Genomic DNA, 25,844 nt, shown 5'->3' on the forward strand with positions numbered 1-25,844 from the left:
AATGAAAAAAAATCTGTTGTCACTCTGCCTGTCCGTGGCGCTGTCGGTCGGTATGCCGCTGATGGCCAGCGCCGCTACCCCGGCCAACGTCTCCGTGGCGCCGGCGATTGGTGCCGCCACGTTGCAAAGCCTGCCATGGCAGCCGCTGGTACCGCCGGTCAGCCAGGATGTAAAACTGGACAGCGTCAGCCCGCAAATCAATCAGGGCGATATTCAAGGGGCGGTGGCGGCCTATACGCTGCCGGCCGACCGTGGCTCGCTGGAAATTACCCTGAGCAGTATTGCCAAAGACAATGCGCTTTACGCGCCGAGCGTGCTGGTGCTGGATGAGCATCAGCGACCGGCCGCCTATTACCCGAGCAGTTACTTTGTGTATCAGCCGCCAGGGGTGATGTCAGCCGATCGGCTGGAGGGCACCCTGAAGCTGACGCCGGCACTGGGCCAGAAACAAATCTATCTGCTGGTATATACCACCCGTCAGGATTTGACCAAAACCACGCAGCTGACCAACCCGGCGAAGGCGTATGCGCGCGGCGTGGGTAATGCGGTGCCGGATATTCCCGATCCTATCGCCCGTCACACCACCTCCGGCCAGCTGAAGCTGAAAGTCACCGCTGAGCAGGGGACCGGCAACGTGATGATCGGCATGCTGCAATCTGCGCCGGCAGCGGCGCCGGTGGTGGTGGGCGCCAACGCGCCTGCGGCCAGCGCACCTGCGAAACCGGCCGAGCCGATGCTGAACGATACCGAAAGTTATTTCAACAACGGTATACGACAGGCGGTGAAGGCTGGTGATATCGACAAGGCGCTAAAACTGATGAATGAAGCTGAAAGACTGGGTTCGTCCACCGCGCGTGAAACCTTTATCAGCAGCGTGAAAGGCAAGGGGTAGTACCCCACGCTGTCGATGCTGGCTCGATGACTGGTGCGCCTCGGCGCACCTTTTTTCGTCACCGCTGGCTGACCGTCACCGGCGCGGTTATGCTGCGGCCTCTCATGCTCTGCACGGCGATAAGCCGCCGTCCCCTCTTCGAATCACCCTGCCGCTTTTGATTTTCTGCGTTACAATGGCCTTCTGTTAACAGTTTGTATGGTCTGGCGCGCGCGGTCGGTTCGCGCGCTCCTGATGTGGAGTAGATCAATGTCTGGCACTAGCGAATCCATCCTGCCTCCGCTGGAATGGCTCACCGCACCACACTCTGTGGTTCCCGCCGCGGTTAATGATTGGTTAATGGAGCTGGGCTCGATGACCCGACGCTTCGAACGGCATTGCCAACGGGTGCATGTTGAACCGCAGCGCGAAGGTTTTATCAGCCGTGCCGAACTGGGTGACGAAGCGGAACACCTGCCGGAAAGCCCACGATATTGGCTGCGCGAAATCGTCCTGCTGGGTGACAACCAACCCTGGCTGTTGGGGCGCACGGTGATCCCACTGGAAACGCTGACCGGCCCCGATCAGGCGCTGGTCGATCTGGGCACCGTACCGTTGGGGCGCTACCTGTTCAGCAGTGAGGCGCTGACGCGTGATTACATTCATATTGGTCGACAAGACGATTTGTGGGCGCGTCGTTCCCGCCTGCGTCTGGCGGGTAAGCCGCTGTTGCTGACCGAGCTGTTTTTACCCGCATCGCCGATTTATACGGCGAACCGCGTCGATCCGGCATGACGAGGAGAGCAGAGATCGTGGAAGGAAGCGTGAAGCAAAGTAAATGGCAGGCTTATTGCCACTTGATGCGTATTGACAAGCCGATCGGTACCCTGCTGTTACTGTGGCCGACGCTATGGGCGCTGTGGTTGGCCGGGCAAGGCATGCCTCCGGTATCCATTTTGCTGGTATTTGTATTGGGCGTGTTCCTGATGCGGGCGGCCGGCTGCGTGGTGAATGATTTCGCCGACCGTGATTTCGACGGTCATGTCAAACGTACCGCCAAACGGCCATTACCGAGCGGCCGCGTTAGCGCAAAAGAGGCCAAAATCCTGTTTGTGATCCTGGTGCTGGTGTCCTTTGCCCTGGTGCTGACGCTGAACGCCATGACCATCTGGCTGTCGCTGGCGGCGCTGGCGCTGGCCTGGATTTATCCGTTTATGAAACGGGTCAGCAACCTGCCGCAGGTGGTGCTGGGCGCAGCGTTCGGCTGGGGTATCCCGATGGCCTTTGCCGCGGTCAGCGAAGCCTTGCCGCTGAGCTGCTGGCTGCTGCTGCTGGCGAATATCTGCTGGACGGTGGCGTATGATACGCTGTATGCCATGGTCGATCGCGACGACGATCTGAAAATTGGCGTCAAGTCCACCGCCGTGCTGTTTGGCCGCCATGACAAGCTGATCGTCGGCCTGTTGCAGTTCGCCACGCTGTTACTGTTGCTGTGGGTAGGCTATCTGTCGCAGTTGGGGGGGGCGTTTTATTGGTCGCTGCTGCTGGCGGGGGCGCTGTTTATTCATCAGCAACAGCAGATCGCCACGCGCGATCGCGATGCCTGCTTCCGCGCCTTTTTACACAACAACTACGTCGGGCTGGTGGTGTTTATCGGTATCGCGTTGAGTTATATCTGACGCGTTGACGCCATAAACGATACAGATAAAAAAGGCACCCTTGTGGGTGCCTTTTTCGTGGTAGCCGCAGTCTACTCGTCCTGTTTGGAGTCTTCCGCCGCTGGCGGCAAGGCGTTAGCTTCCGCAGGCAGGCTGACGCTCTCGATGGTCAACTTGATTTCCGGCGTAATCAGATCGCTCAGCATGGTGTAAACCTCCATGGTGTGCTCACGGATTGCATCGCCGATGTCATTGATATAGCCTTCGGCGCGTAGCGTGGCCACCAGGGTGGAAAATACCGCCTTGTCGAAGAACTCCGGTGCGTTGATGCCGTGCAGAACCGACAGACGCTGCGCCATGATACGGCTCTCTTTCTCCAGCGCGCCGCGGTTGATGCTTGGGTTGGCGCTCAGGATCGACAGCGTGATGGCGTAGCGTTGCAGTGTTTCACGCACGCCGGCTGCCAGCAGTTGCAGCGGACGAATGCGTGCAGAGTTAAGTACCAGCTCCTCGCCCTGGTCGCAGATCAACCGTTGGCGAGCCAGTTCGTCGACCAGCGTGTTCAACACTGCCGGCAGCTGAGCGGTATCGTAATGCAGGAACAGTTCAGCCTTCAGCATTGGATAAATCAGGCTGATTTGGCGCAACAGTTCGCTGCGCGAGACGCGGCGGTGGTGCATCACGATGGTGGCGATCAGCGATGGCAATACCAGCAAGTGATGGATATTGTTGCGGTAATAGGTCATCAACACCGCCTGCTCGCGCGGCAGAATGATGATATCGCCGATGTTGTCCTTTTCTACTTCGAACTTGTTCATGTTGAGCGCGTGATCCAGCAGCTCTTCTGCCGTCTGCTGCGGCACGGTGACATCACCGGCGTAAGGCACGTTACGCATCAGTTGCAGATAGCAGTCCAACTGCTCAATCAACTGCTCGCGGGTCAGCGAGCGCTGGCGAGAAGCCAGTAGCGCGGTGGAGCACAGGTTCATGGCGTTGGCGGCGGCGGCATTGTTGATGCGCACCATGATTTTGCCGGCCAGATCGTTGACCGTCGGCGTCAGCCAGCTTGGACGCTGCGCTTCGATCGGGTCGATCGACTCCCGCCACTGCGGCACGTGCTGATTGAGGTACGAGGTTAACGGCAATGGATCGCCAAAGTTGACGTAACCCTGGCCGAGGTTGCGCAGTTTACGCAGACCGCGCAGCATCTGCAGCAGGCTTTCTTTTTCTTTGGTGGCACCACGCAGCTCTTTGGCGTAGGTGCCGACTTCCATCACGTGCTCGTAACCGATGTAGATCGGCACCAGGGTAATCGGGCGGGTGCCGCCACGCAGCATGGCCTGGATGGTCATCGACAGGGTGCCGGTTTTGGGTTCCAGCAGGCGTCCGGTACGCGAACGACCGCCTTCAACGAAGTATTCCACCGAGTAGCCGCGGGTGAACAGTTCGCCGAGATATTCGCGAAACACCGTCGAGTAGAGCTTGTTGCCTTTGAAGGTGCGGCGAATAAAGAACGCTCCAAGACGGCGGAAGATCGGCCCGGCCGGCCAGAAGTTAAGATTAATACCGGCGGCAATGTGCGGCGGTACCAGCCCCTGGTGATACAACACGTAAGACAGCAGCAGGTAATCCATATGGCTGCGGTGGCATGGCACATAAACTATTTCATGCCCGTCCTGCGCCAGTTGGCGCACGCGTTCGGCGTTGGTGACGTTGAGGCCCTGGTACAATCGGTTCCAGGTCCAGCTTAGTACGCGATCCGACAGGCGCACCGTCTCGTAAGAGAAGTCTGCCGCGATCTCTTCCATCAGCGCAATGGCGTTCTGCTGGGCTTTCTCGTGCGAAATCTTTTTGTTGCGCGCTTCGTCTTCTATCGCTTTTTCAATCGCTTTGGACGCCAGCAGCTTGTTGAACAGATCCTGACGTGCTGGCAGGCTAGGCCCGACCGCCGCCAGACGCTGCCGAGAAAAGTGCATGCGCGCCACGCGCGCCAGCTTTTGCGCGATAATCTTGTCGGTACCGTGCTCGGTCGCCATGCGGCGCAGAGACACCGTATTGGAGAAGCGCACGAAGCTGTCGCGTCCCAACCACAGTACCGCAAAGAACTTCTGCACACCGTTTAGTAGACGCAGATGCGGCGTACCGTGGCTTTCGCGCCCCGGCGAACGGCCGAACATCACCGAAACCGGCAGCATCTGGATATCGAGATCCGGATTGTTGCGATGCAGATCGAGATAATCGTGGAACAGTTTTACTGACTCTTCTTTCGGCGTGTAGTAGCGGAATACGCGTGGGCCATCGTGGATAAACACGTAGCTCGGCAGTACCGCGCCGTCGATCTCCAGCGGAGTGAGCGGATCGGGCAGATCCTGCGCCAGGCACTGGGTGCGCAGCGTCAATAAATCCGCCTTGGAATTATAAGGTAAAACATACAGAATCGGCCGTGAGGGATCCAACCCTAACTCCGTGACCGGATCTGAAGGGATAACCTTACTTCTTACCAACAGTTTTAGTGGTAAATTCAATAATTTATAATAAATTTTACGCCAACCTGACATAACAACGTGAAGCCTCTTGTTAGCAATGCGCCGCAAGCATACCAGAAACCGGGTAGCAGATCTGTGGTGTTAAAAAAACCAGAGCCGTTAAGATTATGACTTATCACTTATAAAAGGCACACCGCAACATGGCAAATCAAGCAACCGGTTTGACTCGCGTCATCAAAGCTTTCGGATATTCCTATAAAGGACTGACCGCCGCCTGGCAGCATGAAGCCGCGTTTCGCCAGGAACTGGTGGCGGCCGTACTGGCCATCATACTGGCGATTTGGCTAGATGTGGGGACGATAGCCCGCATTTTATTGATCGGTTCGGTGGTGCTGGTGATGATTGTCGAAATACTCAACAGTGCAATTGAGGCGATTGTCGATCGCATCGGCACCGAACACCACGAGCTTTCCGGCCGCGCCAAGGATATGGGATCGGCGGCGGTATCGCTGGCGATTGCGCTGGCGCTGTTCGTCTGGGCCAGCGTACTGTGGCAATACCTGGTTTGAGCGGGAGGCGATCGAAGTTGCGCGACACCTCGCTAATCCCTGATTTTTATTCATTCTCCAGTTCCCAATCCACGTTCACCTGTATATACTCACAGCAAGACTGTATAAACAAACAGGGGGCGGAATGAAAGCATTAACTACCAGACAGCAAGAGGTCTACGACCTGATTCGCGATCATATTTCGCAGACGGGCATGCCGCCAACGCGTGCCGAGATCGCGCTGCGTCTGGGGTTCCGCTCGCCAAATGCCGCAGAAGAACACCTCAAGGCCCTGGCGCGAAAAGGCGTCATCGAAATCGTCTCTGGCGCATCGCGCGGCATTCGCCTGCTGATGGAAGATGAAGACGGTCTGCCGCTGATCGGCCGGGTGGCCGCCGGTGAGCCGCTGCTGGCGCAGCAGCACATCGAAGGGCACTACAAGGTCGATCCTTCCCTGTTCAAGCCAAACGCAGATTTCCTGCTGCGGGTCAACGGCATGTCGATGCGTGATATCGGTATTCTTGACGGCGACCTGCTGGCGGTGCATAAAACCCAAGACGTGCGTAACGGCCAGGTGGTGGTGGCGCGCATCGAAGACGAAGTTACCGTCAAGCGCCTGAAAAAACACGGTAACGTGGTAGAGTTACTGCCAGAAAACAGTGAGTTTCAACCGATTGTTGTCGATCTTCGTCAGCAGAACTTCACCATTGAAGGCCTGGCCGTCGGCGTCATTCGCAACGGTGATTGGATCTAACCCGCAGTCCCCCGAACTTTATCGCCTCAGCCCGTGCTGGGGCGATGCCATCGTCAAAACATCATCATACCCAAGAGCTTCCAAGGCGTAGCCGGTAAATCGCTCCCCTTGCCAGAGTATGGGTACCTACGGGAACATTTTACTATGCGCCTGCTTGCCACCTTCACCAGCGATACCGACAAAGCCCTGTGGCGTCTGGCGTTGCCGATGATCTTTTCCAATATCACCGTACCGCTGCTAGGTTTGGTGGATACGGCGGTGATTGGTCATCTCGACAGCCCGAACTATCTGGGGGGCGTGGCGGTCGGTTCGATGGCGACCAGCTTCCTGTTCATGCTGTTGCTGTTCCTGCGCATGAGCACCACCGGTCTGGCCGCGCAGGCGTTGGGGGCACAGAATCCTCTCGCGCTGGCGCGCGCCTTTATGCAGCCGCTAGTGCTGGCGTTGCTGGCTGGTTTGGCCATTGTGCTGCTGCGTCAGCCGTTGATCGATCTGGCGTTGAGCATCGTCGGTGGCGACGCCGAGGTGCTGGCGCAGGCCCGGCTGTTCCTGGAAATCCGCTGGCTGAGCGCGCCGGCTGCCTTGGCAAACCTGGTGTTGTTGGGTTGGCTGCTGGGCGTGCAATACGTGCGCGCGCCGGTGGTCCTGCTGATCGTTGGCAACCTGCTGAATATCGTGCTGGATATCTGGTTGGTGATGGGACTGGGCTGGAACGTGCAGGGCGCAGCCACCGCCACCGCCATTGCCGAATACGCCACGCTGCTGCTGGGGTTGTGGCTCAGTTGGCGGGTGATGCGCCTGCGTGGCATTACGCCGGCGATGCTGCGCCACGCCTGGCGCGGTAATCTGCGTCGCCTGCTGGCGCTTAACCGCGACATCATGCTGCGATCGCTGTTGCTGCAGCTGTGCTTTGCCTCGTTGACCATCTTTGGTGCACGCCTCGGCAGCGAGGTGGTGGCGGTAAACGCGGTACTGATGAACCTGCTGACCTTTACCGCCTATGCGCTGGACGGTTTTGCCTATGCCGTTGAGGCGCATTCCGGCCATGCTTATGGGGCAAGGGACGATCGCCAACTGCGACGCGTCTGGCGCGCGGCATGCCGGCAGGCATGTATGGTGGCGCTGGGATTTGCGCTGATTTATGCCGTCGCCGGCCAGTATATCGTTGCTGCGCTGACCTCGTTGCCGGCGTTGCGCGCCCTGGCCAATCTCTATCTGCCGTGGCAGGTGCTATTGCCGCTCGTGGGCGTGTGGTGTTATTTGCTGGACGGTATGTTTATCGGCGCCACACGCGGAGCGGAAATGCGTAATAGCATGGCCGTCGCCGCTGCCGGGTATGGCCTGACGCTGTTTACCTTGCCATGGTTGGGTAACCACGGTTTGTGGCTGGCCCTGGCGGTATTTCTCGGCTTGCGTGGCTTGGCATTAGGTTGGATCTGGCACCGGCACAGCGTGAACGGCACCTGGTTTGCCCACGCCGGTAGCCACTGATTTTGGCTATTCATTAGTTTAGTTGCTGTATTTTTTGCTTTTTGTTTATATCTGGTTACATTCCGCCTTGACGTTGGAACGGCGTTTAGTCACTGTTTTATCAATTTATTTATCTGTAATTTGCTTTGTTAATGGTTTTTTGAACTGGTGTTTGCTGCCGTTTCGTTGTTGGTGACTATAATTAGTCATGTGGCTGGCGGGTTGTGCGGTGATTTTATATTGCTGGTATAGCGTTAAACGGCCATAAACTTTAATCAGTAGGCGCCAGCCCGATTTATCTAAAGCTGACTAACCACAGGTAACGGAGAGATTATGAACACAGATCAAGCCGACGGTAACTGGAAGCAGTTTAAAGGTAAAGTGAAGGAACAGTGGGGCAAGCTGACCGATGACGATTTGACGGTCATTGAAGGGAAACGTGAACAGCTTGTCGGTAAAATACAGGAACGTTACGGCTACCAGCGGGAGGCGGCCGAAGAAGAAGTCAAAGCCTGGGAAGATCAGAACAAGTATCGCTGGTAACCCATTCCGCCGCAGTTGAACGCGGCGCTTTGACACCCCTTGGGCCAGCGTTCCCCCCTGGATGTCTTGGCCCATAGGTACAGAGATGTACCTGCCTGCCTATTTCTTTTTAATCACGATGCTGTGGTCATGATCGCAATCGTGCTTACTTTCGCAGGACTCCACCTCAACACAGCCTGAACACAGGCCATGGGCTTCCACCACGCTGTGGCGCAGAGCAAAACCGGACTCTTTTGCCAATTTTTGCAATGTTTCCTCCACCCCGGCGGTGGTGCGTTCGGTTACCTGACCGCAACGATCGCAGATGAAAAGCGCAGAGGTGTGCATCGGCTGTTCAAAATGGTGGCACAGCACGTAGCTGTTCGCCGATTCAACGCGGTGAATAAATCCTTGTTCCAGCAGAAAGTCCAGCGCGCGGTAGACCGTCGGCGGCTTGGCCTGCGGCTCGGCGACGCGCAATAAATCGAGGAGATCATAGGCGCTGATCGCACCGGGCTGTTGAGCCATCAGGCGTAACACTTCCAGCCGTTGCGGCGTCAGGCGCACATTGCGTTGCTGACAGAGTCGTTCTGCCTGCGCGAGCAGCTTTTCCTGGTTGGTTGGGTTCATGGCAAATATTCCCGGTACGTAAAAAAGGCGATTTTAACATGTATCGGTCAATTCGCCGAGAGTTGAGCCATTTTCTCCCGTTAATCACCCCGGCAGCGACACATACGCATGCCAGGGGCTGCAAAACGTGAATCGACTCACAACTTCTGTCGCGCGCGCGCACTGAAATCAACGTTGTGGGGTTTTCGTCTGGGCATTGCCCGCACGTGGCGTTATAACGCCTGGCAACACTTTGGCCAAAGGAACACGCGATGACCGAAAGAGAAAAGTTGCTGCGCGGCGAGATCTATAACAGCCGCGATGCGGAATTGATAAGCCTGTATCACCGGGCTCGGACGCTAAGCAAGCAGTTGGGCGCATTGGATTCCCAGCAGATGGACGAAAAAAACCGTCTGCTGCGCGAGTTGTTCGCGCATTGGGGGCAACAGAGCTGGATTGAAACGCCATTCTGGTGCGATTACGGCCAGCACATCAGTATCGGCGATAACTGTTTTATCAACGTCAATGCGGTATTCCTCGACTGTAATACCATAACCATTGGCGACAACACGCTGATCGGTCCCAACCTGCAGGTCTATACGCCGAGCCATCCACTGAAAGCCAGCGAACGCCTTACCGGTGATACCAACTTCCCATTTCTGACCTCCGCCAGACCGGTAACTATCGGCAGCAATGTGTGGATTGGCGGCAATGTGCTGATCCTGCCGGGCGTAACCATTGGGGATGGCAGCACCATCGGTGCCGGCAGCATCGTCACCGGCGACATTCCGGCCAACGTTTTGGCGTTGGGGCAGCCATGTAAAGTAATACGTGCATTAGAATAGCTTTATTTTCAGTCGCATAGCGGCGAGCGGCGCGGTGGTTTCGCCCCGGCGGCAGTTTACGTTATAATCAGCGATTACTTTTTTGACCGCCAGACCCTGAATAGAGCCGTAATGACTGATTCGCTGAAAACTGATATTCCACTGCTTGCCGGCCAAACCGGCGTTGAACGGCCGTTCCCTGCGAGCCGTTTTTCCGTTGCGCCGATGCTTGACTGGACCGATCGTCATTGCCGCTATTTTCACCGCCTGCTGAGCAAGGAAACGCTGCTGTACACCGAAATGGTGACCACCGGCGCGATCGTGCATGGCAAAGGCGATTATCTGGCGTACAGTGAAGAAGAGCACCCGGTCGCGTTGCAGCTGGGCGGCAGCGATCCGTCGGCGCTGGCGCACTGTGCCAAACTGGCGGAGCAGCGCGGCTATGACGAAATCAACCTTAACGTCGGATGCCCCTCCGATCGGGTGCAGAATGGCATGTTCGGCGCCTGCCTGATGGGGCAGGCGACGCTGGTGGCGGATTGTATCAAGGCAATGCGCGACGTGGTGTCGATTCCGGTCACGGTGAAAACCCGGATAGGCATTGACGAGCAGGACAGCTACGCCTTCCTGTGCGATTTTATCGAAACCGTTGCTGGCCGCGGCGAATGCGATATGTTTACCATTCATGCGCGCAAAGCCTGGCTGTCCGGACTGAGTCCGAAGCAAAATCGCGAAGTGCCGCCGCTGGACTACCCGCGGGTGTATCAACTCAAACGTGATTTCCCTGCGCTGACCATCGCCATTAACGGCGGCGTCAAAACGCTGGAAGAGGCCAGGCAGCATTTGCAGCATCTGGATGGTGTGATGATGGGGCGTGAGGCCTACCAGAATCCGGGCATTCTGCTGCAGGTGGATCGCGAACTGTTCGGTTCGCAGGCACCGTTACAAGACAGCGTGGCGGCGATTGAAGCGCTCTATCCATACATTGAACGCGAACTGGCCAACGGCACCTATCTGGGGCATATCACCCGTCATATTCTTGGTCTGTTCCAGGGGATCCCGGGGGCGCGTCAATGGCGTCGTCACCTGAGCGAAAACGCCCACAAGCCCGGGGCCGACGTGCGTGTCGTCGAGCAGGCGCTGAATCTGGTACGTCAGCCGCATTGCGAAATGGCGTAATTGATTAAATATTTCACTAAAAGTTAGTGTAACTCACCAAGCACGTTGCGCCCTGCAACGTGCTATCTACCTGATTTCAGCAGCTTGGCACGTTTGCCGACTTGGCACGCTTCTTGTAAGACTCCCGGCAGTCTCTTTCTGTCAAAACAATCTGCAGAAACCCGTTTTACCAAGGAGCAATCATGTTGGAACTTTTCTTTTTTGTCGGCTTTGTGTTGATGCTGTTGGTCACCGGCGTTTCGCTATTGGGCGTTTTTGCCGCTTTGCTGGTAGCTGCGGCCTTCATGTTGATTGGTGGCCTGTTTGCCATGGTGATCAAGCTGTTGCCGTGGTTGATTTTGGCGGTGGTGGGGGTGTGGATCTACCGTTCACTACAGAAGCCGCAAATTCGCCGCTATTGATTTTTTGCTGATTAATCAAACTGTCGGCATGAAAATTGAGTAACGACTTGGCGTTTGAATGCGGCAGCGATCACAGCTTGAAGCATTAATCGCAATTAGGGGCTGTTTCGCATTTTTTTTGCTTTTAGGGGCTGTTAGGATGTCCGCCCAAGCAGTGATTACCAGGTTTCATCACCGCACGAGGCCAGTCATAAAATAACAGTGTTGCATCAGCGACCAACTGTCTCGGGCGGACTCTGCTCTACCCCTACAAAACGCAGTACCTGAAAGGGCTCCTTACGGAGCCCTTTTCTGTTGCCTAACGGCCGGGGATCAGCAGGCTTGAGCCGCTGGTCTTGCGGCTCTCGAGGACCTGATGCGCGCGCTGCGCGTCGCCCAGGGCAAAGATCTGTTCATCATGCACCTCAACCTTGATCGCGCCGCTGCCAATCAGCGAAAACAGCTCATTGCTGGCGTACTGCAATTCTTCGCGATTGGTGATGTAGCCGTTGAGCGAAGGGCGCGTGACGTACAGCGAGCCTTTCTGGTTAAGTACCGCCAGATCGATACCGGTTACCGGGCCGGAGGCGTTGCCGAAGCTGACCATCAGGCCTCGTCGTTTCAGGCTGTTAAGCGAATCCAGCCAGGTATTCTTGCCGACCGAATCATACACCACGCCCACTTTTTTACCGTCGGTCAGTTCTGCCACGCGTTCGGCGATGTTTTCCTTGCGGTAGTTAATGGTGGCCCAGGCGCCGGCCTGTTTTGCTCGTTCGGCCTTTTCGTCGGAGCCGACGCTGCCAATCAGCCGGGCTCCCAGCGCCTTGGCCCATTGGCAAGCGATCAGCCCTACGCCGCCGGCCGCGGCGTGGAACAGAAAGATTTCCCCCGGCTGTACGTCATAGGTCTGACGCAGCAGGTAATGTACCGTCAGCCCTTTGAGGAAGGAGGCCGCTCCCTGCTCGAAACTGAGATTGGGCGGCAGCAGCGCCACCTTTGCCAACGGCACGTTATGCACTTCGCTGTAGGCACCGAGCGCTGCTTGCGCATACACCACGCGGTCGCCCGGTTTCACCGCATCGACGCCGGCGCCGACCTTGGTGACCACGCCCGCCGCTTCGGTTCCCAGCCCGCTCGGCAGCGAGGCCGGTGCGTATAACCCGCTGCGTACGTAGGTATCAATATAGTTGATGCCAATGGCCCGGTTTTCGATCTGCACCTCGCCGGCGGCTGGATCGAGCGGTGTGAAATCAACGTATTGCAGCACTTCTGGCCCGCCGGTGGCGGAAAATTGAATGCGTTTGGCCATGACTCCTCCTCGTTTACGGTGTTCCGCGCTTGCCCTAATTTTAGGACATTGGTATTTATCATTATGTATACTGATGCGTCGTCACTTCATAACAGGTATTGCATCCCCACTATGGCAGGAAAGAAACCCACCAACAAATCTAACGAAGCTCAGGCACCGCGCGATCGCCAGATGGAAGGGCTGAAAATGCCGCCGCATTCGCTGGAGGCGGAGCAGTCCGTGTTGGGCGGTTTAATGCTGGATAACGAGCGCTGGGACAACGTGGCGGAACGCGTGGTCGCCAATGATTTCTTCAGTCGTCCGCACCGCCTGATCTTTACCGAGATGCAGCGCCTGCTGGAAATGAGCAAACCGATCGATCTGATCACCCTGTCCGAATCTCTGGAGCAGAAGGGTGAATTGGACTCCGTCGGCGGTTTTGCCTATCTGGCCGAGCTTTCCAAAAATACCCCTAGCGCCGCCAATATCAGCGCCTATGCCGATATCGTGCGTGAGCGCGCGGTGGTGCGTGAAATGATCTCGGTAGCGAACGAGATAGCCGACGCCGGTTACGATCCGCAAGGGCGCAGCAGCGAGGATCTGCTCGATCTGGCGGAATCACGGGTTTTCCAGATCGCCGAAAACCGAGCCAATAAAGACGAAGGGCCAAAAAGCATCGATCAGATCCTTGAAGCTACCGTTTCGCGCATCGAATCGCTGTATCAAACGCCGCATGATGGCGTGACCGGCGTGGACACCGGCTATCAGGATTTGAACAAAAAGACCGCGGGTCTGCAAAAGTCGGATTTGATCATCGTGGCGGCGCGTCCGTCGATGGGTAAAACCACCTTTGCCATGAATCTGTGTGAAAACGCCGCGATGCTGCAAGAAAAACCGGTGTTGATCTTCAGCCTTGAAATGCCCGGCGAACAGATCATGATGCGTATGCTGGCCTCGCTGTCGCGCGTTGACCAGACCCGCATTCGTACCGGTCAGCTCGATGACGAGGATTGGGCACGTATTTCCAGCACCATGGGCATTCTGCTGGAAAAGCGCAACATGTACATCGACGACTCCTCGGGTCTGACGCCAACCGAAGTGCGTTCGCGCGCACGCCGTATTTTCCGCGAGCATAACGGCCTTAGCCTGATCATGATCGACTATCTGCAATTGATGCGCGTGCCTGCGCTATCGGATAACCGTACGCTGGAAATTGCCGAAATTTCACGCTCGCTGAAGGCATTGGCGAAAGAACTGCAGGTGCCGGTAGTGGCACTATCGCAGTTGAACCGCTCGCTGGAACAGCGCGCCGACAAGCGCCCGGTCAACTCCGATCTGCGTGAGTCAGGCTCGATTGAGCAGGATGCCGACTTGATCATGTTTATCTATCGTGACGAGGTCTATCACGAGAACAGCGACTTGAAGGGCGTGGCGGAAATCATTCTCGGCAAGCAGCGTAACGGCCCGATCGGTACGGTACGCTTGACCTTCAACGGCCAATGGTCGCGTTTCGACAATTACGCCGGCCCGCAATATGATGACGAATAACCCGATTTGAGCGACTGGCGGTGTTATTCCCGGTCAGCGTGCCTGCGTCGCTCAGCCTAACTGTAGAACCGGTGGGGACTGCCGAGTTCACACCACGCAACAACCGCGTTTCTTGGCATTGGTCTTATTAAGGAATTGAAATGAAAGCGGCAACCGCTGTAATCGACCGCCGCGCTCTGCGACACAACCTGCAACAGGTACGCCGTCAGGCGCCGCAAAGCCGCCTGATCGCGGTAGTGAAAGCAAACGCTTATGGGCATGGCCTGCTGGAAACGGCTCACACCTTGCAAGATGCCGACTGCTACGGCGTGGCGCGCATCGGCGAGGCGCTGATGCTGCGTTCCGGCGGTATCGTCAAACCGATTTTGCTGCTGGAAGGCTTCTTTGCCGCCGAGGATCTGCCGGTTTTGGTCGCCAATAACATTGAAACCGCAGTACACAGCATTGAACAGCTCGAGGCGCTGGAGCAGGCCGAACTGGCGCGGCCGGTGCCGGTATGGATGAAGATCGACACCGGCATGCACCGTCTGGGGGTGCGGCCTGAACAGGCAGAGGCGTTTTATCAGCGCCTGTGTGCCTGTCGCAACGTGGTACAGCCGGTGAATATCATGAGCCACTTCAGCCGTGCCGACGAGCCGAACAGTGACGTGACGCAGCAGCAAATCGCCTGTTTTAGCGCCTTCGCCCGCGGCAAGCCAGGGCAGCGCTCGATTGCCGCTTCCGGCGGTACGTTGTTGTGGCCGGATGCGCACAACGAGTGGGTGCGGCCGGGCATCATTCTCTATGGCGTTTCACCGATTGAACAGCGCCACGGTGGGCAGTTTGATCTGCAGCCGGCGATGACATTGAAGTCCTGCCTGATCGCGGTGCGCGAACATAAGGCGGGTGAAGCGGTGGGCTATGGCGCCACCTGGATTAGCCCGCGGGATACGCGGCTGGGGGTGGTGGCGATGGGCTACGGCGACGGCTATCCGCGCAGTGCGCCAACCGGTACGCCGATATGGCTTAACGGGCGCGAGGTGCCGATCGTCGGTCGGGTTTCCATGGACATGATTTCGGTCGATCTCGGGCCGGACGCCAGCGACCGGGTGGGGGATGAGGTGGTGCTATGGGGCGCGCCGCTGCCGGTAGAACGCATTGCCGAGGTGACCGGCATCAGCGCCTACGAGCTGATAACCAAACTGACCCAGCGGGTGGCAATGGAATATATTGGCGAATGATGGCTCCGTTCCCCGGCCCGGCAGTTCATGACCGGGCCGGGGAGTGTCGATCACTTCTTCACAGCCAGCCAGCTGTCGATAATCTTCTGGTATTCGCCGGTGGCCTTCGCCAGATGCAGCCATTGGTCGACGTACAGTTTCCAGCTCAGATCGTCACGCGGCAGCATGTAGGCCTTTTCGCCGTACTGCATGGGTTTTTTCGGGTTCACCGCGCACAGCTTTGGATAACGTTTTTGCTGATACAGCGCTTCTGACGCGTCGGTAATCATCACGTCCGCCTTGCGATCGACCAACTGCTGGAAAATCGCCATATTGTCATGCGACAGGGTCAGGTTGACCTTCGGCAGGTGGGCGCGAACAAAGGCTTCATTGGTGCCACCGGCCGGTTCAATCACGCGTACCGACGGTTTGTTTATCTGTGCGATAGTGCGGTATTTCTTTACGTCGGTGCAGCGCACCAGCGGGATCTTGCCGTCGGTATCCAGCCTGTCAGCGAAGAACGCCTGTTTTTGCCGCTCCAGGGTGACGGAAATACCGCCCATGGCGATGTCGCATTTACCGGCGTTGAAATCCTGCATCAGGGTTTTCCAACTGGTTTTCACCCATTTTACTTCTGCTCCCAGGCTTTTCGCCAGCGACTGCGCCATGGCGATATCGATCCCCTGGTAATTGCCTTCCTGCGTCAGGAAGGTGTACGGCTTGTAGTCGCCGGTGGTGCACACTTCGAGTTTTTTCTGTTGGGTAACCTTATCCAGGTGGGACTGGGCGCTGGCGCTGCCGGCAGCGATCAGCAGGGCAAGAGGCAGTAATTTCTTCATCGTTTCCCTTGGTATCAATAGAGGTTTGCATACGCCGGATGGCAATTTTTTGTCGTTGGCCTGGTTAAATTACCCGTTTTTTATGCCGTAAATAAATGCTTATGTATCAATTTGCTGGCGTAGGCACCGGATCGATGCGTCAAGACGGTTACTGTAGCGGCAGTAGCCACATGTAGCCCTCACGAGGGGCTTTGCGCCTGGCGCAGCGGCGACAGATTGGGGGCAGCGAAACCTGAGCGGCAGGCCGGTTGCGTAGCCGATACCCGCAGGAGCAGCGTTAAATCACCCCTTTCTGGCTAAAGGTAACCCGCGTCGCCTCATTTAAGTCGAGATTCTTTATAGCCGCCGGCGGTAGCCAGATGATTTCCTGAAACTCTTCGTTGAAGGTGATGGTACGATTGGCACTGATACAGTCAAAGATAAGATAAATCATGTAAATTTCTTCGCTAGTGCCATCCGGATAGGTTTTCGTGCGAATATCATCACGAAACGCCCACGGCTTAACCTCAGCGATCAGCAGTTCCTCGCCTAGTTCCTCCCTGATCTCGCGCCTTAGCGCGCCCTCCATCGTTTCGCCGGGTTCTATTCCGCCACCAGGTAGCGCCCATTGCCCCGGGAAAACCCCGCGATCGGCAGCCATTTTACACAGCAGAAACTCACCGTCATTCTGTATAACAGGACATACGATTGTTCTCTGGCGCATTTCATCTCCTAGAAATCATTTGCAGTGAATCGCAAATTTCGGTGCTTTCGGTATAGATCACCATAACAACGATTAAAAAGCTGATAGTCTGTAGCGTCAACATTTCTTAACACAGTTTACAGGTGGCTATGTACAACATTGACGATTTTGATATGAAAATCCTGACGCTGTTACAGGCCAACGGCCGCTTGACCAACCAGGAGCTGAGCGACCTGGTAGGGCTTTCCGCCTCCCAGTGTTCACGGCGGCGCATCAGCCTGGAACAGGCTCAGCTGATCCGTGGCTACCACGCGCGGTTGGCGCCGGAGGCGGTGGGCCTCGGGCTGGTGGGGCTGATCGAAGTCAGCCTGGTGACCCATGCCCAGCAGCATATCGACAGTTTCCACCAGATGCTGGAGGAGGTGGACGCGATCATTGACGCTTATAAAACCACCGGTGACGCGGATTACCTGCTGAAAGTCGCGGTGGCGGATCTGCCGGCGCTTAGCGACTTTATCAGTCAGACGCTGTCGAGCCACCAAAGCGTGGCGCATATCAAAACCGCCGTGGTGCTGAACCGCATCAAGGAAAACGGTCTGCTGCCGGTTGCACGTTAAGAAAAGTTGCCAGACTGACACGGTGAGCAGCAGAGCGTATGAGACGGGCATTTCCCCGTTGAATGCGTCTATAGTAGATAGGCTTGCCGTACCCCAAATAACAAAATCAAGGAGAACACCTGTGTTCCAGAATGTTGATGCCTATGCCGGTGACCCGATCCTGTCGCTGATGGAAAAATTCAAAAAAGATCCGCGTGCGCACAAGGTCAACCTGAGCATCGGCCTTTATTACAACGAGCAGGGCATTATTCCACAGCTGCGGGCGGTTAGCGCCGCAGAGGCGCAGTTGAACAGCCTTGAGCAGAGCGCCTCGGTCTACCTGCCGATGGAAGGGCTGCAACCTTATCGTCATGCCATCCAGCAGTTGCTGTTCGGTGCCGAGCACCCAATGCTGCAACAGCAGCGCATCGCTACGGTACAAACCGTTGGTGGCTCTGGCGCCTTGAAGGTTGGCGCCGACTTCCTGCACTACTACTTCCCTGATTCCCAGGTCTGGGTCAGCGATCCGACCTGGGAAAACCACGTCGCCATCTTTAGCGGCGCCGGCTTCAAGGTAAATACCTATCCGTACTTTGACGGCGATAGCCTGGGCGTGAAGTTCGACGCCATGCTGACGACGCTGCAACGGTTGCCGGCCAGGAGTATCGTGCTGCTGCATCCCTGCTGCCATAACCCGACCGGTTCCGATCTGGGCAACGCACAGTGGGACGAGGTGGTGAAGGTGCTGGCCGAACGTGAGTTGATCCCGTTCCTCGATATTGCCTATCAGGGCTTTGGCGACGGTATGGAGCAGGACGCTTACGCCATTCGTGCGATTGCCGCCGCCGGTCTGCCGTGTCTGGTCAGCAATTCATTCTCGAAAATTTTCTCGTTGTACGGTGAACGGGTGGGCGGGCTTTCCGTGGTGTGCGAAAGCAGCGAAGCGGCCGAGCGGGTATTGGGGCAGTTGAAAGCAACGGTACGCCGCAACTACTCCAGCCCGCCGAACTTCGGGGCGCAGGTGGTGGCCAAAGTGCTGAACGATGCGCAACTGAAGCAACAATGGTTGGACGAGGTAGAAACCATGCGCACCCGCATCCTCGAGATGCGCCATACGCTGGTGGCTGCGCTGAAAAGCGCGTTGCCGCAACGTAATTTCGACTACCTGCTCAAGCAGCGCGGCATGTTCAGCTACACCGGCTTCAGCGCGGCGCAGGTTGATCGGCTGCGCGAGGAGTTTGGCGTATACCTGATTCACAGCGGCCGTATGTGCGTAGCCGGTTTGAACCACCGCAATGTACAGCAGGTCGCCGAGGCATTTGCGGCGGTGCAGTAATTGCTGTTAGGGTAAAACCACGTTCAGGTATCAGGGGCGATGCGGTTATCGCCCCTTTTTGTTGCCGGTTTGCCGCTTGAGTTGCTGCCAACCGGATAAAGAATATACTCAATGAGGGGCGCTCACGTATGTGGCATCAGCAAACGCTTATCCTCAGCGCAAAAGCGCGTGGTTTCCACCTGGTCACTGAAGAAATTACCGATCAGCTAACCGATTTGCACCGTCTGCAAACTGGCCTGCTGCACCTGCTGTTGCAGCATACCTCTGCCTCGCTGACGCTTAACGAGAATTGCGATCCCACGGTGCGATCCGATATGGAGCAGCATTTTCTGCGGCAGGTACCGGAAAGTGCGCCTTATCAGCATGACTATGAAGGGCCGGACGATATGCCGGCGCACATCAAATCCTCGTTGCTGGGCGTGTCGTTGTCGCTTCCGGTCAGCCACGGGCGGCTGGTGTTGGGCACATGGCAGGGAATTTGGCTGGGAGAGCACCGCATTCACGGCGGTTCACGCCGTATTGTGGCCACCTTACAGGGGGAGTAACTCAATGAATCAGTCGGCATTATTGCAATATTGCATGGCCAAGCCGGGCGCGGAACAGAGCGATCAGAATCAGTGGCAGGCCAGTCAGGTCAAAGTGGGTGAGGTGATGTTCGCCATGGTGCTGGATCTCGATGGCCGCCCGGCGCTGGCGGTCAAGTCCAGCCCCGAGCAGGCCGAAAGTCTGCGTGAAAAACACCCTGAAATTGTTCCCTGCGAGCATTTGAACAAAGCGCATTGGAATGCGGTGTTCCTTGACGGCGAGCTGCCGGATTCCCAGTTCTACACGCTGATCGACGGTTCTTACCAGTTGGTGCTGGAGGGGCTGCCCGACCAGGTTCGACAGGAACTGCGTGCCTGACTGTTACGGCAGGCGTTCGCGTTCTGCCTCTCACTAGATAACTCACGCTTGAATGTTGTGATCGCCGTCGCAAGATGGGAACGTTCCCTTTTTATGGCGTGGCGGCAATCGCTAGGCTTTCTACCCGATACGTGCTTGCCAAAAAGGATGCAGCCCATGGCCATGAGTGAAGAGAAACGCAAGATGATCGCCGGCGAGTTGTATGACGCCGGGGACGAACTGCTACGCAGTGAGCGTAAACGTGCGCGCCAGTTGATCCACCATTATAACCATTCGTCACCTGACGAAGGTGCGCTGCGCAAGCAGTGGCTGTCGACGCTGCTGGGTCAATACCAGGGCGGTACCATCGAACCCAGTTTTCGCTGTGACTATGGTTACAATATCTATCTGGGCAAGAATTTTTACGCCAATTTCGACTGCGTCATACTCGACGTGTGCGAAGTGCGCATCGGTGATAACTGTCTGCTGGCGCCGGGGGTACACATCTATACCGCAACGCATCCGCTGGACGCGGCAACCCGGGTTGGCGGCGACGAATTCGGCAAGCCGGTGTCCATTGGCCACAACGTGTGGATCGGCGGGCGGGCGGTGATCAATCCCGGCGTAACGCTGGGCGATAACGTGGTGGTGGCATCCGGTGCGGTGGTGACCAAAGACGTGCCGGACAATGCGGTGGTGGGTGGCAACCCGGCGCGTATCCTGAAAATGCTGTAGCGGAAAAATGCGGGCACCGCATAGGGTGCCCGGAGTGACTATTTCTTGGCCAGCAACGGCTGCAAGAAGCGTGCGGTGTGCGATGCCTTGCATTTGGCCACGGTGTCTGGCGTGCCGGATACCAGGATCTCGCCGCCGCCGCTGCCGCCTTCCGGCCCCAGGTCGACAATCCAGTCTGCGGTTTTTATCACGTCGAGGTTGTGCTCAATCACCACGATGGTGTTGCCCTGATCGCGCAATTGGTGCAGTACCGCCAGCAGCTGCTGGATATCGGCGAAGTGCAGCCCGGTGGTTGGTTCATCGAGAATATACAGCGTCTGGCCGGTACCGCGTTTCGACAGTTCACGTGCCAGCTTGACGCGCTGTGCTTCACCGCCGGACAGCGTGGTGGCCGACTGGCCGAGACGAATGTAAGACAGGCCGACGTCCATCAGGGTTTGCAGCTTGCGCGCCAGCGCCGGCACCGCGTCGAAGAAGTCACGCGCTTCTTCGATGGTCATTTCCAGCACTTCGTGGATGCTTCTGCCCTTGTATTTGATCTCCAGCGTTTCGCGGTTATAGCGTTTGCCTTTGCACTGATCGCACGGCACGTAGATATCCGGCAGGAAGTGCATTTCCACCTTGATCACGCCGTCGCCCTGACAGGCCTCACAGCGCCCGCCCTTGACGTTAAAGCTGAAGCGGCCAGGGTTATAACCGCGACTGCGTGATTCCGGTACGCCGGCGAACAGCTCGCGCACCGGGGTAAAAATACCGGTGTAGGTCGCAGGGTTGGAGCGCGGGGTACGGCCGATCGGGCTTTGATCGATGTCGATCACCTTGTCGAAATGCTCCAGACCGCTGACTTCTCGGTAAGGCGCCGGTTCGGCAATGGTCGCGCCGTTCAACTGGCGTTGGGCGATCGGGAACAGCGTGTCGTTGATAAGCGTCGACTTACCCGAACCGGACACGCCGGTAATACAGGTGAACAGCCCCACCGGCAGCGTCAGCGTCACGTCTTTCAGGTTGTTGCCACGCGCGCCGCTCAGCTTCAGCACCTTGGCCGGATCGGCCGGCACGCGCTGTTGCGGGATGGCAATTTCGCGTTTGCCGCTGAGGAACTGGCCGGTGAGCGAGTCCGGCTGCGCCATGATGTCGTCGACGGTACCTTCCGCCACCACCTGACCGCCGTGTACGCCGGCGCCAGGGCCGATGTCGATCACATGATCGGCGGCGCGGATCGCGTCTTCGTCATGCTCGACCACGATCACCGTGTTGCCAAGATTGCGCAGGTGGATCAGCGTTTCCAGCAGCCGTTCGTTATCGCGCTGGTGCAAACCGATCGACGGTTCGTCCAGCACGTACATCACGCCTACCAGCCCGGCGCCAATCTGGCTGGCCAGACGAATGCGCTGGGCTTCGCCACCGGACAGGGTTTCGGCCGAGCGTGACAGGGAGAGGTAATTCAAGCCGACGTTGACCAGGAATTTCAGGCGATCGCCGATTTCCTTCAGCACCTTTTCGGCAATTTTGGCGCGTTGGCCGCTCAGCTTCATGTTCTGGAAGAAATCCATCGCATGACCAATGCTCAGCTCGGAGATCTCCGGCAGCGTGGTGTCTTCGACGAACACGTTACGAGCTTCTTCACGCAGGCGAGTGCCGTTGCACGAGGCGCACGGACGATTGCTAATGAACTTCGCCAGCTCTTCACGCACCGCGCTGGACTCGGTTTCCTTGTAGCGGCGTTCCATATTATGTAGCACCCCTTCGAACGGATGCCGGCGCACGGTAGTGTCGCCTCGGTCGTTGATATACTTGAATTCGATCGATTCTTTACCTGAACCGCCAAGCACCGCTTTTTGCACCTCGGCGCTCAGGGTATTGAACGGTGCTTCCACGTCGAACTGGTAATGCTCCGCCAGCGAACGCAGCATCTGGAAATAGTAGAAGTTGCGGCGATCCCAGCCGCGGATCGCGCCGCCAGCCAGCGACAGTTCCGGGTTCTGCACCACCCGATCGGGGTCGAAGAACTGCTGCACGCCCAGACCGTCGCAGGTCGGACAGGCGCCGGCCGGGTTATTGAAGGAAAACAGCCGGGGTTCCAGTTCACGCATGCTATAGCCGCAGATCGGGCAGGCGAAGTTGGCCGAGAACAGCAGCTCATCGGCTTTCTGATCGTCCATATCGGCCACGACTGCGGTGCCGCCGGACAGCTCCAGCGCGGTTTCGAACGATTCGGCCAGGCGTTGGGCCAGATCTTCTCGTACCTTGAAGCGATCGACCACCACTTCAATGGTGTGTTTCTTTTGCAGTTCGAGTTTCGGTGGATCGGAAAGATCGCACACTTCGCCGTCGATGCGTGCGCGGATATATCCCTGCGACGCCAGGTTTTCCAGCGTTTTGGTGTGCTCGCCTTTGCGATCCTTGATCACCGGCGCCAGCAGCATCAGGCGTTGGCCTTCTGGCTGGCTAAGCACGTTATCCACCATTTGACTGACGGTTTGCGCCGCCAGCGGCACATGGTGATCCGGACAGCGCGGCTCGCCGACGCGGGCGAACAGCAGACGCAGATAGTCATGAATTTCGGTAATGGTACCGACGGTTGATCGCGGGTTGTGCGAGGTCGACTTCTGCTCGATGGAAATCGCCGGCGATAGCCCTTCGATATGGTCGACGTCCGGTTTTTCCATCAGCGACAGGAACTGACGGGCGTAGGCGGAAAGCGATTCGACGTAGCGTCGCTGCCCTTCGGCATACAGCGTATCAAAAGCCAGAGAGGACTTGCCTGAACCGGATAAACCGGTGACAACGATCAGTTTGTCGCGCGGGATAATCAGGTTGATGTTTTTGAGATTATGGGTTCGAGCACCACGAACTTCGATATTGTCCATTTACACTTCCCGTCTAGATGATACACCGTGTCCGTCTGAACTTTTTGCGGCGCTTTTGTGATCAATTGCGCAAAAAAACGGCATGGCCAGGTCGAAACGCATAATTATGACACAAAAAAACCTGAATGAATATCCAGTATATGAATGCAACAGGGTCGATCGCCGTGACAATTTTGGAATACACTATGCAGTTATCAACGCGGGTGTGGTTTCAGCCTTAGCGTGTTAAACTTACTCGTTTATACTGTGTAAAAATCATTCATCAGGAGAGAGCTCATGGCCAGCAGAGGCGTAAACAAAGTAATTCTGGTCGGGAATCTGGGCCAAGACCCGGAAGTCCGTTACATGCCGAATGGTGGCGCCGTTGCCAACATTACCCTGGCTACCTCCGAAAGCTGGCGCGACAAGGCGACCGGCGAGCAGAAAGAAAAAACCGAATGGCACCGTGTGGTGCTGTTTGGCAAGCTGGCGGAAGTGGCGGGCGAATACCTGCGTAAAGGTTCCCAGGTGTATATCGAAGGTGCCTTGCAGACGCGCAAATGGACCGATCAGGCCGGTGTAGAAAAATACACCACTGAAGTAGTGGTGAACGTGGGTGGCACCATGCAGATGCTGGGCGGCCGCCAAGGCGGCGGCGCTCCGGCAGGCGGCGGTCAGGCTTCGGGCGGTCAGGGCAACTGGGGTCAGCCTCAGCAGCCGCAGGGCGGCAACCAGTTCAGCGGTGGTCAGCAGTCTCGCCCGGCGCAGAACAGCAGCGCGCCGGCTGCCAGCAGCAACGAACCGCCAATTGACTTCGACGACGACATCCCGTTCTAAAAACGCCATTGCGTTTTTAGTCAGAACCTACGCGACAAGCCCCGTCATTCGGGGCTTTTTTTCGCGGTAACTGTCAGGCCGACGTACGGCGCTTGCGGGTAGCGATTAGCGTGAACAGTAACGCTCCCGCCTGTCGTAGTCCGGTGAGGGGCGCATTCAACAACCGTCGAAAGTGCAATATGACTGCGCACCAGGCGGCCCCTTCAACCTGCCGAATTTCCATCAGCAGCTTTCCCGGAGATTCGCTGGCAGCCGCTACCTTTATCAGTACCCATCCGTCTCCTGCAACGGTATGCAGCTCTTCAACTTTCCGTAGGCTGGTGAACGGAAGCAGGGTGCGTGTCGCGTTATAGCTGCCGGTATCGATAAGGCTATAGCCTTGAGAACGGAGCTGCGCTTAATTAGCATTAACACCATGAAAAATCATGTGGTTGCATTAACGGCCGTGCGGCGAGTCGGTTGAGATCGAACGGGCGGTAAAACATGGCGTAGCAGAGAGATACGCGTCTTGCTCATCGGCACGATGCGGTTGGCACTGCTGGCCTGCGCGGCCGTGGTATCAAAAACATTACATCATGATAAGCTATGCGCACGTTAGATGTAGCGCCCGTCACTATGGCTCATGCCATAATAGCGCATCGCCGAGCCAACGCTCCGCTGATGTTCTTATCGCCCAGATTCAGCAGACGGGCCAATTTTTAGGAGTTCCCATGTCAAGTCACTTCCCGCAGGTTCGCCCGCGTCGTCTCAGAAAATCCGAGTCGCTGCGCACGTTATTTCAGGAAACCGAATTCAGCGTTAACGATCTGGTACTGCCGATCTTCGTCGAAGAAGAGGTTGATGATTACGCCGTCATCGAAACCATGCCTGGCGTGTTGCGCATCCCGGAATCCAAGCTGGCCTATGAGATCGAGCGCTATGCCAAAGCTGGCATTCGTTCGGTGATGACGTTCGGCATTTCTCACCATATGGATGCCACCGGCAGTGATACCTGGAAGGAAGACGGGCTGGTGGCGCGTATGGCGCGTATCTGTAAAGACACCGTGCCAGAAATGATCGTCATGTCGGATACCTGCTTCTGTGAATATACCTCGCATGGACATTGTGGCGTATTGCACGAACACGGCGTTGATAACGATGCTACGCTGATCAATCTTGGCCGGCAGGCGGTTATTGCTGCCGCTGCGGGTGCAGATTTTATCGCGCCGTCGGCGGCGATGGACGGCCAGGTTCAGGCGATCCGCAGCGCGCTGGATGAGGCCGGTTTTATCGACACCTCGATCATGGCATATTCAACCAAGTTTGCTTCATCGCTGTATGGGCCGTTCCGTGAAGCAGGCGGCAGCGTATTGCAGGGCAACCGCAAAAATTATCAGATGAACCCGATGAACCGTCGCGAAGCGATCCGCGAGTCGCTGATGGACGAACAGGAAGGCGCGGATGCGTTGATGGTGAAACCGGCCGGCGCTTATCTGGACGTGATCAGCGACATTCGTGCCGCATCGCGTCTGCCGCTGGCGGCCTATCAGGTCAGCGGTGAATACGCGATGATCAAGTTCGCCGCACAGGCCGGCGCGATTGACGAACGTAAAGTGGTCCGTGAAACGCTGGGTGCCATCAAGCGCGCCGGTGCAGATATTATCCTTTCGTACTTTGCGATGGATATTGCCGAAAACGGCGTCGATTATTAATCGACGGCAAGACACGATATTTGCACCACAGAAAACCACCGGTTTTTAACCGGTGGTTTTT

Annotated in this window: 25 protein-coding genes; 19 read left to right on the forward strand and 6 right to left on the reverse strand. The window is 56.9% G+C overall.

What is annotated here, in order from left to right; genetic code table 11:
* Position 1 precedes the first annotated feature (1 nt).
* The 3 genes from malM (at position 2) to ubiA (ending at position 2,550) form a co-directional block, all read left to right on the forward strand.
* Positions 2-892: a maltose operon protein MalM gene (gene malM / locus NYE85_RS06565; RefSeq protein ID WP_259003869.1), complete on the forward strand. Its 891-nt coding sequence runs from the start codon at positions 2-4 to the stop codon at positions 890-892.
* Positions 893-1,141: 249 nt separating this feature from the next.
* Positions 1,142-1,666 carry a chorismate lyase gene (ubiC, locus tag NYE85_RS06570; RefSeq protein WP_259003870.1) on the forward strand — a complete coding sequence of 175 codons (525 nt, stop codon included), beginning with the start codon at positions 1,142-1,144 and terminating at the stop codon, positions 1,664-1,666.
* Positions 1,667-1,683: 17 nt separating this feature from the next.
* The gene (ubiA, locus tag NYE85_RS06575; RefSeq protein ID WP_259003871.1) at positions 1,684-2,550 is read left to right on the forward strand and encodes a 4-hydroxybenzoate octaprenyltransferase; all 867 of its coding nucleotides are present in this window, start codon (positions 1,684-1,686) and stop codon (positions 2,548-2,550) included.
* A gap of 71 nt (positions 2,551-2,621) precedes the next feature.
* Here ubiA and plsB read toward each other — a convergent pair whose 3' ends face one another.
* Positions 2,622-5,087 carry a glycerol-3-phosphate 1-O-acyltransferase PlsB gene (gene plsB, locus NYE85_RS06580; protein ID WP_259003873.1) on the reverse strand — a complete coding sequence of 822 codons (2,466 nt, stop codon included), beginning with the start codon at positions 5,085-5,087 and terminating at the stop codon, positions 2,622-2,624.
* A 128-nt stretch (positions 5,088-5,215) separates the two neighbouring features.
* Between plsB and NYE85_RS06585 the strand changes: the two genes are divergently transcribed.
* From NYE85_RS06585 to NYE85_RS06600, 4 genes are all read left to right on the forward strand, one after another.
* Positions 5,216-5,584 carry a diacylglycerol kinase gene (locus NYE85_RS06585; protein ID WP_259003874.1) on the forward strand — a complete coding sequence of 123 codons (369 nt, stop codon included), beginning with the start codon at positions 5,216-5,218 and terminating at the stop codon, positions 5,582-5,584.
* 124 nt (positions 5,585-5,708) lie between these two features.
* Entirely contained in the window at positions 5,709-6,317 is a 609-nt protein-coding gene (lexA, locus tag NYE85_RS06590; RefSeq protein WP_004957863.1) for a transcriptional repressor LexA, read from the forward strand.
* Between the two features lie 144 nt (positions 6,318-6,461).
* Positions 6,462-7,808, forward strand: a complete 1,347-nt coding sequence (gene dinF / locus NYE85_RS06595; RefSeq protein ID WP_259003876.1) for an MATE family efflux transporter DinF — start codon at positions 6,462-6,464, stop codon at positions 7,806-7,808.
* A gap of 312 nt (positions 7,809-8,120) precedes the next feature.
* Positions 8,121-8,330, forward strand: a complete 210-nt coding sequence (locus tag NYE85_RS06600) for a CsbD family protein (protein WP_259003878.1) — start codon at positions 8,121-8,123, stop codon at positions 8,328-8,330.
* Positions 8,331-8,429: 99 nt separating this feature from the next.
* On the opposite strand, the gene zur is transcribed toward NYE85_RS06600, so the two are convergent.
* Positions 8,430-8,939, reverse strand: coding sequence for a zinc uptake transcriptional repressor Zur (zur, locus tag NYE85_RS06605; protein WP_259003880.1), 510 nt, complete (start codon positions 8,937-8,939; stop codon positions 8,430-8,432).
* A gap of 251 nt (positions 8,940-9,190) precedes the next feature.
* On the opposite strand from zur, the gene NYE85_RS06610 reads away from it, so the two are divergent.
* From NYE85_RS06610 to pspG, 3 genes are all read left to right on the forward strand, one after another.
* Positions 9,191-9,763, forward strand: a complete 573-nt coding sequence (locus tag NYE85_RS06610) for a sugar O-acetyltransferase (RefSeq protein WP_259003881.1) — start codon at positions 9,191-9,193, stop codon at positions 9,761-9,763.
* A 111-nt stretch (positions 9,764-9,874) separates the two neighbouring features.
* Positions 9,875-10,921 carry a tRNA dihydrouridine(20/20a) synthase DusA gene (dusA, locus tag NYE85_RS06615; protein ID WP_259003882.1) on the forward strand — a complete coding sequence of 349 codons (1,047 nt, stop codon included), beginning with the start codon at positions 9,875-9,877 and terminating at the stop codon, positions 10,919-10,921.
* A gap of 182 nt (positions 10,922-11,103) precedes the next feature.
* Positions 11,104-11,322 (forward strand): envelope stress response protein PspG, encoded by a 219-nt coding sequence (gene pspG, locus NYE85_RS06620; protein WP_004957989.1) that lies wholly within the window; start codon positions 11,104-11,106, stop codon positions 11,320-11,322.
* A gap of 298 nt (positions 11,323-11,620) precedes the next feature.
* On the opposite strand, the gene NYE85_RS06625 is transcribed toward pspG, so the two are convergent.
* Positions 11,621-12,610 (reverse strand): quinone oxidoreductase, encoded by a 990-nt coding sequence (locus tag NYE85_RS06625; RefSeq protein WP_259003884.1) that lies wholly within the window; start codon positions 12,608-12,610, stop codon positions 11,621-11,623.
* A 111-nt stretch (positions 12,611-12,721) separates the two neighbouring features.
* On the opposite strand from NYE85_RS06625, the gene dnaB reads away from it, so the two are divergent.
* Together dnaB and alr are read left to right on the forward strand one after the other, a co-directional pair.
* Positions 12,722-14,137 carry a replicative DNA helicase gene (dnaB, locus tag NYE85_RS06630; protein ID WP_004957993.1) on the forward strand — a complete coding sequence of 472 codons (1,416 nt, stop codon included), beginning with the start codon at positions 12,722-12,724 and terminating at the stop codon, positions 14,135-14,137.
* Between the two features lie 140 nt (positions 14,138-14,277).
* Positions 14,278-15,357, forward strand: coding sequence for an alanine racemase (alr, locus tag NYE85_RS06635; protein ID WP_259003885.1), 1,080 nt, complete (start codon positions 14,278-14,280; stop codon positions 15,355-15,357).
* Between the two features lie 50 nt (positions 15,358-15,407).
* On the opposite strand, the gene NYE85_RS06640 is transcribed toward alr, so the two are convergent.
* Positions 15,408-16,175, reverse strand: a complete 768-nt coding sequence (locus tag NYE85_RS06640; protein WP_259003886.1) for a transporter substrate-binding domain-containing protein — start codon at positions 16,173-16,175, stop codon at positions 15,408-15,410.
* Between the two features lie 277 nt (positions 16,176-16,452).
* Positions 16,453-16,878, reverse strand: coding sequence for a nucleoside triphosphatase NudI (nudI, locus tag NYE85_RS06645; protein WP_259003887.1), 426 nt, complete (start codon positions 16,876-16,878; stop codon positions 16,453-16,455).
* 128 nt (positions 16,879-17,006) lie between these two features.
* Here nudI and NYE85_RS06650 point away from each other — a divergent pair, with 128 nt between their 5' ends.
* The 5 genes from NYE85_RS06650 to maa all read left to right on the forward strand — a co-directional run bounded on the left by NYE85_RS06650 (position 17,007) and on the right by maa (position 20,406).
* Positions 17,007-17,474, forward strand: a complete 468-nt coding sequence (locus NYE85_RS06650) for an Lrp/AsnC family transcriptional regulator (RefSeq protein WP_004958001.1) — start codon at positions 17,007-17,009, stop codon at positions 17,472-17,474.
* A 121-nt stretch (positions 17,475-17,595) separates the two neighbouring features.
* Complete coding sequence (locus NYE85_RS06655; RefSeq protein ID WP_259003889.1) at positions 17,596-18,789, forward strand: amino acid aminotransferase; 1,194 nt, start codon at positions 17,596-17,598, stop codon at positions 18,787-18,789.
* 128 nt (positions 18,790-18,917) lie between these two features.
* Positions 18,918-19,334, forward strand: coding sequence for a secondary thiamine-phosphate synthase enzyme YjbQ (locus NYE85_RS06660; protein ID WP_259003891.1), 417 nt, complete (start codon positions 18,918-18,920; stop codon positions 19,332-19,334).
* A 4-nt stretch (positions 19,335-19,338) separates the two neighbouring features.
* Complete coding sequence (locus NYE85_RS06665; RefSeq protein WP_259003892.1) at positions 19,339-19,692, forward strand: MmcQ/YjbR family DNA-binding protein; 354 nt, start codon at positions 19,339-19,341, stop codon at positions 19,690-19,692.
* A gap of 156 nt (positions 19,693-19,848) precedes the next feature.
* Positions 19,849-20,406 (forward strand): maltose O-acetyltransferase, encoded by a 558-nt coding sequence (gene maa / locus NYE85_RS06670; protein WP_309600855.1) that lies wholly within the window; start codon positions 19,849-19,851, stop codon positions 20,404-20,406.
* Between the two features lie 38 nt (positions 20,407-20,444).
* Here the strand turns inward: maa and uvrA are convergent, their stop codons facing one another.
* Complete coding sequence (gene uvrA / locus NYE85_RS06675) at positions 20,445-23,276, reverse strand: excinuclease ABC subunit UvrA (RefSeq protein ID WP_259003893.1); 2,832 nt, start codon at positions 23,274-23,276, stop codon at positions 20,445-20,447.
* A gap of 276 nt (positions 23,277-23,552) precedes the next feature.
* On the opposite strand from uvrA, the gene ssb1 reads away from it, so the two are divergent.
* Positions 23,553-24,092, forward strand: coding sequence for a single-stranded DNA-binding protein SSB1 (gene ssb1, locus NYE85_RS06680; RefSeq protein ID WP_259003894.1), 540 nt, complete (start codon positions 23,553-23,555; stop codon positions 24,090-24,092).
* Positions 24,093-24,802: 710 nt separating this feature from the next.
* Positions 24,803-25,783, forward strand: a complete 981-nt coding sequence (gene hemB, locus NYE85_RS06685) for a porphobilinogen synthase (RefSeq protein ID WP_259003895.1) — start codon at positions 24,803-24,805, stop codon at positions 25,781-25,783.
* Positions 25,784-25,844 lie beyond the last annotated feature (61 nt).

The sequence above is a fragment of the Serratia sp. AKBS12 genome (assembly GCF_024793895.1).
Lineage (GTDB): Bacteria > Pseudomonadota > Gammaproteobacteria > Enterobacterales > Enterobacteriaceae > Serratia_F.

Coding starts and splice junctions, on each gene's coding strand:
- NYE85_RS06665 (WP_259003892.1), top strand. CDS start 19,339: ATGAATCAGTCGGCATTATTGCAATATTGCATGGCCAAGCCGGGCGCG.
- maa (WP_309600855.1), top strand. CDS start 19,849: ATGGCCATGAGTGAAGAGAAACGCAAGATGATCGCCGGCGAGTTGTAT.
- zur (WP_259003880.1), bottom strand. CDS start 8,939: ATGAACCCAACCAACCAGGAAAAGCTGCTCGCGCAGGCAGAACGACTC.
- hemB (WP_259003895.1), top strand. CDS start 24,803: ATGTCAAGTCACTTCCCGCAGGTTCGCCCGCGTCGTCTCAGAAAATCC.
- malM (WP_259003869.1), top strand. CDS start 2: ATGAAAAAAAATCTGTTGTCACTCTGCCTGTCCGTGGCGCTGTCGGTC.
- NYE85_RS06625 (WP_259003884.1), bottom strand. CDS start 12,610: ATGGCCAAACGCATTCAATTTTCCGCCACCGGCGGGCCAGAAGTGCTG.
- NYE85_RS06660 (WP_259003891.1), top strand. CDS start 18,918: ATGTGGCATCAGCAAACGCTTATCCTCAGCGCAAAAGCGCGTGGTTTC.
- NYE85_RS06640 (WP_259003886.1), bottom strand. CDS start 16,175: ATGAAGAAATTACTGCCTCTTGCCCTGCTGATCGCTGCCGGCAGCGCC.
- NYE85_RS06585 (WP_259003874.1), top strand. CDS start 5,216: ATGGCAAATCAAGCAACCGGTTTGACTCGCGTCATCAAAGCTTTCGGA.
- NYE85_RS06600 (WP_259003878.1), top strand. CDS start 8,121: ATGAACACAGATCAAGCCGACGGTAACTGGAAGCAGTTTAAAGGTAAA.
- dinF (WP_259003876.1), top strand. CDS start 6,462: ATGCGCCTGCTTGCCACCTTCACCAGCGATACCGACAAAGCCCTGTGG.
- ubiC (WP_259003870.1), top strand. CDS start 1,142: ATGTCTGGCACTAGCGAATCCATCCTGCCTCCGCTGGAATGGCTCACC.
- plsB (WP_259003873.1), bottom strand. CDS start 5,087: ATGTCAGGTTGGCGTAAAATTTATTATAAATTATTGAATTTACCACTA.
- uvrA (WP_259003893.1), bottom strand. CDS start 23,276: ATGGACAATATCGAAGTTCGTGGTGCTCGAACCCATAATCTCAAAAAC.
- pspG (WP_004957989.1), top strand. CDS start 11,104: ATGTTGGAACTTTTCTTTTTTGTCGGCTTTGTGTTGATGCTGTTGGTC.
- ssb1 (WP_259003894.1), top strand. CDS start 23,553: ATGGCCAGCAGAGGCGTAAACAAAGTAATTCTGGTCGGGAATCTGGGC.
- dusA (WP_259003882.1), top strand. CDS start 9,875: ATGACTGATTCGCTGAAAACTGATATTCCACTGCTTGCCGGCCAAACC.
- nudI (WP_259003887.1), bottom strand. CDS start 16,878: ATGCGCCAGAGAACAATCGTATGTCCTGTTATACAGAATGACGGTGAG.
- alr (WP_259003885.1), top strand. CDS start 14,278: ATGAAAGCGGCAACCGCTGTAATCGACCGCCGCGCTCTGCGACACAAC.
- lexA (WP_004957863.1), top strand. CDS start 5,709: ATGAAAGCATTAACTACCAGACAGCAAGAGGTCTACGACCTGATTCGC.
- NYE85_RS06610 (WP_259003881.1), top strand. CDS start 9,191: ATGACCGAAAGAGAAAAGTTGCTGCGCGGCGAGATCTATAACAGCCGC.
- NYE85_RS06650 (WP_004958001.1), top strand. CDS start 17,007: ATGTACAACATTGACGATTTTGATATGAAAATCCTGACGCTGTTACAG.
- dnaB (WP_004957993.1), top strand. CDS start 12,722: ATGGCAGGAAAGAAACCCACCAACAAATCTAACGAAGCTCAGGCACCG.